Consider the following 5,794-nt stretch of genomic DNA (forward strand, 5'->3'; position numbering starts at 1 on the left):
TCTATTGAAGAAATTATAGAAAAACTAAAAACTAAAAATATAAAAACTATTTTGGTTTTAAAACATGCACATAAAAGAAAGATTTTATCAGTTGGTACTAATCAAATTTTTAAGGATATAAATATGTATTTTCATATTGATGATGCAATAAATTTCACACAAAAGTATGAGTTGAAAAATAATGGCTAAAATTTACTTATTAAATAATTTAAAATTTGATGATGTAGTTAATATAGAACTTTTCTCTATTGAATATATAAAAACTCAAATAGATATGTCATCTTATGATGCAATTGTATTTACTTCAAAAAATGCTGTATATTCAATAAATTCAAATAATAATGATTGGAAGAAAATTCCTTCATATGCAATTGCACCTAAAACGGCAGAAGCTATTAAAAATACAAATGGAAATTTGGTTTTTACAGGTATTACATCGCATGGTAATGAATATGCAAATGAATTAATACCTTTACTAAAAGATAAAAAAGTTTTATATGTAAAAGCTTTAAAAACAGTATCAAACTTAACAAAAATTTTAAAAGAAAATAAAATTGATGTTGATGAATTAGTTGCTTATAAAACATCTTGTAAAAATAGTAATCATTTATTAGAAAAAGATTCAATTATTATTTTTTCTTCTCCTTCTTCAGTTGAGTGTTTTTTTAAAAATTATAAGTGGGATAATTCCTTTAAAGCAGTTGTTATTGGTAAAACAACAGCTTTATATTTACCAGAAAATATAAATTATACAATTAGCTCCAAAACTTCAATAGAAGAATGTATAAAACTTGCAAAGCAATTATTAGTTTAAACTCAATTTTATCATCTTTAGATACAATTACGATTCCTAAGTAGTTCGGGATTTCCATCGTTGAGGGTCCGATACTGTGTTTATGTGTGTAATTGTAATTGTACGGTGTGTAGTAATTCATTGCGCTTTTGCTCCTAAAGTACAGTTCTTACGTGCAGTTATTGGCTTTTTGTGGGCCATTTGATGGTTAACGGCTATTTGGGTAACTTAAATAAAATTAAATAATTAATAATAAGGAATTATCGTGAATATATTGATACTTGGTAGTGGCGGTAGAGAATACTCTATTGGTCTTGCAATATATAAAGAAAATGCTCATAATCTATATTTTATGCCAGGAAATGGTGCTACAGACAATTTAGGTACAAACATTGATATTAAAGATTATAATGAATTAGCACAATGGGCAAAAGATAATTCTATTGATTTAACAATAGTAGGACCAGAAGCTCCTTTAGTAGATGGTGTTGTTGATATATTTAAAGAAAATGACTTAACAATTTTTGGACCAAGTAAAGCAGCAGCTGCCTTAGAAGGTTCTAAAGTTTATATGAAAAATATATTAAAAAAATATAACATACCAACAGCAGCGTTTATAGAAACAAAAAATGAAAAAGAAGCTCATGATTTTATTGATACTATGAATACTCCAATTGTTGTAAAAGCAGATGGTTTATGTGGTGGTAAAGGTGTAATTATTGCTCAAAGTATTGAAGAAGCTAAAGTTGCAGCTTCTGATATGTTAGCAGGAACTTCATTTGGTGATGCGGGAACTTCAATTGTTGTTGAAGAGTTCTTAGATGGTTATGAATTATCAATTTTTGCTATTTGTGATGGTGAAAATTATAAAGTTCTTCCAGCTGCTCAAGATCACAAAAGAATAGGTGATGGAGATACAGGACCAAATACAGGTGGAATGGGTGCTTATGCTCCAACACCATTAGTAAATGATGATATTTATAAAAAAGTAGAAGAAAGAGTAATTAAACCTACTTTAGAAGGAATGAAACAAGAGGGTGCTCCTTTTGAGGGTGTTCTTTTTATTGGAGTAATGGTTGTAAAAGGTGAACCAATTATCTTAGAATATAATGTAAGATTTGGAGATCCTGAGTGTGAAATTTTAATGCCTTTATTAGAAACGCCTGTTTCTGAATTATTCTATAAAGGTGCAACAAAACAATTAGATAAATTAGATATTAAAATCAAAGATGAGTTTGGTGTTGGTGTTGTAATGGCAAGTGAAAACTACCCATACTCATCTTCAGCTCCTGCTGAAATTATTGTTGATGAAATTGTTGATGAAAATTTAGCAGCAAATTCTCATATTTCATATGCAGGTGTTTCTAAAGATGATGGAAAATTAATGGCAGATGGTGGAAGAGTTTTAGTTTGTGTTGGTTTTGGTAAAACAATTAAAGAAGCAAGAGATAGAGCTTATGCTTTATGTGGTCAGGTTCATTATGCTGGTAAAAAATGCAGATCTGATATTGCTTACCAAGCTTTAAAGTAAATTAATGCAAAATAATGACGTTAATGATCTACAATTAGCTTCAATGCGTTCACGTGCGTTAGCTTTTGTAATTGATGATCTTTTAGTAACAGTTATTATTATGATTATTTTTTGGGATAATATTATGGCAGTTAGTGAAAATATGGATGCCATGATGTATTTAATGAAAGCTGAATTAGTAGTTCCATTAATTTTCTTAAAATTTATTTATCAAACTTTCTTCATTTGGTATTATGGTGCAAGTGTTGGTAAAATAATTGCAAAAATTAGAGTAATTGATGCTAACTCATGGCAAAAAGTTTCTTTATTCTCTGCAATGTTAAGATCAGCAGGAAGAATTTTCTCTGAAATGTTCTTCTATATTGGTTTCTTAATTGGATTCTTTAATGATGGAAGAAAAACATTCCATGATATTACAGGAAGAACGTTGGTAGTTAATGCTTAAAAAATATATAACACCTTTAGTTTTACTTTCTTCTTTTGCCTATAGTGCACAATTAAAGAATGAAAAATTTGAGGTTATTGCTAAGAATATTAATTCATCAGAAAATATAATGACAGCCAAAGGGAATGTTGTTATATTTTCTCCTACTTATTATTTAAGTGCTGATAAAATTGTATATAATAAAGAAAAAGAGACATTTGAATTATTTGATAATGTTTTAATTCTAAAAGATAATAATATCCAAACACAAAGTAATTATGCTTTTATTAATTTAAAAAATAATAACTATACTCAAACTCCAGTATTATTATTTGAAAAGCAAAATAACTTATGGATGAATTCAAAATCATCATCTAAAAATGATAATCTAATAGAATTAGAGGAATCTATAATTTCTTCATGTGATTGTATTGATCCTGCATGGAGTATTAGAGTTTCTTCTGCTTCTTATGACACAGAAGATAAATGGCTAAATACATTTAATACAAGATTATATATAAAAAATATCCCACTATTTTATACTCCTTACTTTGGTTTTCCAACAGATAAAACTAGAAGAACGGGATTATTAACACCAACAATTGGTTATTCAAGTAGCGAAGGGATGCATTATTCTCAACCTATATATTTTGCACCAAGTGCAGATTTTGATTTAGAATTTATTCCACAAATTAGAAATCAAAGAGGTCATGGGACTTATACATATTTAAGATATGCTGATTCAGCTTATTCAACATTAAATCTTCAAACAGGTTTTTTTAAAGAAAAATATAATTATTTTACAGAGAATGATTTAAAAAATAGAAAACATTATGGTTGGGATATTGATTATGAAAGAACTAAACTTTTTTCTAATTCTAATACGCAAGATGGTTTATATGCTTCTATAAAATGGCTTAATGATATTGAATATAGAACATTAGAAAAAGATGATGACTCTTTATCAACTGAAAAAAAAGTTGAATCAAAAATAAACTATTTTTATAATACGTCTAAATACTACACTGGATTATATGGAAAGTTTTATATAGATACAGCAAAAGATTCAAATGATGAAACATTACAGGAGTTACCAAAAGTACAATTCCATAAATATAATGAATCTCTTTTCTTAGATAAACTGCTTTATTCAATTGATACAAATGCAACTAATTACACAAGAAATAAAGGTATAAATGCAAATATATATGAAGTATCAGTGCCTATTAGCTACAGTCAATATTTCTTTGATGATTATATAAATTTAAAAGTTAAAAATAGAACTGTTTTAAATAGATATGATTACTCAAATAGTGATGTATTATTTGAAAATGGTACTTTAGTTCAAAATGAAACATCTGTATCTATATCTAGTGATTTAATAAAAGAGTTTGATGATTATTTACATACGGTAAATTTAGATGCTACATATACACATCCTACAAATGTGAAAGAAGATGGAGATTTATATAAATTAACTAATGATAATACAGATTTATCTGTTTTCCCAGTTGCACAAGCGAAAAAGAATATTAATTTATCACTTAATGAATCTTTATATTCTAAAGATGATTCAAAGCAAATTATTAATCATAAGTTATCTCAATCTATTTTATATAATGATGCAGATGAAGCAAAATTACAAAATTTAGAGAATAATTTAAAAATATATTTAGATAATTCAAGTATTTCCAATAAAATTACTTACAATATTCAAGATAAACAGTTTATTGAAAATACTGCAGATTTTAATTATAAATATGAAAACTTATCTTTTGACATTGGATACTATAAATCAAAAGATACTCCAAATTCTGGAAAAGAAGATTTAGAATCATATAGAGTTACAACTTCATATGATATTTCAAGAGATTATAAAATTGGATATTATCAAAATTATAATATGTTAGAGCATATTAGAAATAAACAAGCTTTTACATTTACGATTGATGATAGATGTTGGAATTTAGAACTTAAATATGAAAAAGAAGTTACTCCATCAACTACAACTAACTTAGAAGCTAATAATCAAAGAATTGTATTTTTTACATTAACACTTAAGCCTCTTGGAGGAATAAAACAAAAATATAAATTAAAAGAAAATAGTGATGATTAAAGATGAAATCTTTTTTAAAAATAGAGAAGTTGCTGCATATAGATTATTAGATGTATTACCAATACAACAAATGAAGCTTGAAGATTGGATTGTTATTTCAAGTTCATTTGGTGGATACTCAATTGCTAAAATTATTGCAGATACATTAGATGCAAAATTAGATATAATGTTTTCAGATAAAATTGTAGCTCCTTCAAATGATGAATGTGATATTGCAATTGTAACAGAACAAGAAGAAGTATTAATACATGAAGAATTAGTCAAGTGTTTTGATATAAGTTTAGATTATATATATGAACAATCAAAAAAGAACTATGAAAATAATATTTTGTCATTGATTAATGATTTTAGACACGGAAATCCATTAGAAAATATAAAATATAAAAATGTTTTAATTGTTGATGAGGGTATTAATACTGGCTTAACAATGATGGCATGTATTAAAACAGCAATTAGTCTTGGTGCAAAAAGTGTTTCAGTTGCAACACCAATTTTACCAAGTGCAAGTGTTCAAACTATTGAGTCAATTGCTGATGATTTGTATTATGTAGAAAAATTAGACCATTTTATAGGGATAGATTTTTATTATGATACATTAGAAGAAATAGAGTTTGAAGATATAAAGAAAATAAATAAAGGATTAAATTAAAATGTCAACAGTTTGTGAATTTGAATTAAATAAAAAACAAGAGATATATGAGTTTGGCAAAGTTGCTAAACAAGCTAATGGTTCAGTATTAGCAAAATTAGGAAATGCAGTAGTACTTGCTACAGTTGTAAGTGAGTTTGACAATCCTGTTACTGAAGATTTTACTCCTTTAACAGTTCAATATGTTGAAAAAACATATGCAGCAGCAAAACTACCAGGTGGTTTTATTAAAAGAGAAGCAAAGCCAAGTGAATTTGAAACTTTAACTTCAAGAGTTATTG

General features: G+C 26.7%; 5 protein-coding genes and 2 pseudogenes. All 7 read left to right on the forward strand.

Annotated elements, in window-relative coordinates:
* Positions 1-189 (forward strand): annotated as a pseudogene (locus ACERKK_RS10550) (SulP family inorganic anion transporter); the annotation flags it as partial.
* Positions 182-814, forward strand: coding sequence for a uroporphyrinogen-III synthase (locus tag ACERKK_RS10555; protein WP_373773043.1), 633 nt, complete (start codon positions 182-184; stop codon positions 812-814). The pseudogene ACERKK_RS10550 and the gene ACERKK_RS10555, both read left to right, overlap by 8 nt.
* 244 nt (positions 815-1,058) lie before the next feature.
* Entirely contained in the window at positions 1,059-2,324 is a 1,266-nt protein-coding gene (gene purD / locus ACERKK_RS10560) for a phosphoribosylamine--glycine ligase (RefSeq protein ID WP_373773044.1), read from the forward strand.
* Positions 2,325-2,328: 4 nt separating this feature from the next.
* A complete protein-coding gene (locus ACERKK_RS10565) occupies positions 2,329-2,769 on the forward strand; it encodes an RDD family protein (protein ID WP_373773045.1) in 441 nt (146 codons plus the stop codon).
* Positions 2,762-4,864 carry an LPS-assembly protein LptD gene (locus ACERKK_RS10570; protein WP_373773046.1) on the forward strand — a complete coding sequence of 701 codons (2,103 nt, stop codon included), beginning with the start codon at positions 2,762-2,764 and terminating at the stop codon, positions 4,862-4,864. The genes ACERKK_RS10565 and ACERKK_RS10570 overlap by 8 nt, the downstream gene beginning before the upstream one ends.
* Entirely contained in the window at positions 4,857-5,513 is a 657-nt protein-coding gene (locus ACERKK_RS10575) for a phosphoribosyltransferase (RefSeq protein ID WP_373773047.1), read from the forward strand. The genes ACERKK_RS10570 and ACERKK_RS10575 overlap by 8 nt, the downstream gene beginning before the upstream one ends.
* Position 5,514: 1 nt before the next feature.
* A pseudogene (locus tag ACERKK_RS10580) lies at positions 5,515-5,794 on the forward strand (polyribonucleotide nucleotidyltransferase); the annotation flags it as partial.

Source organism: Poseidonibacter sp., assembly GCF_041821165.1.
GTDB lineage: Bacteria > Campylobacterota > Campylobacteria > Campylobacterales > Arcobacteraceae > Poseidonibacter.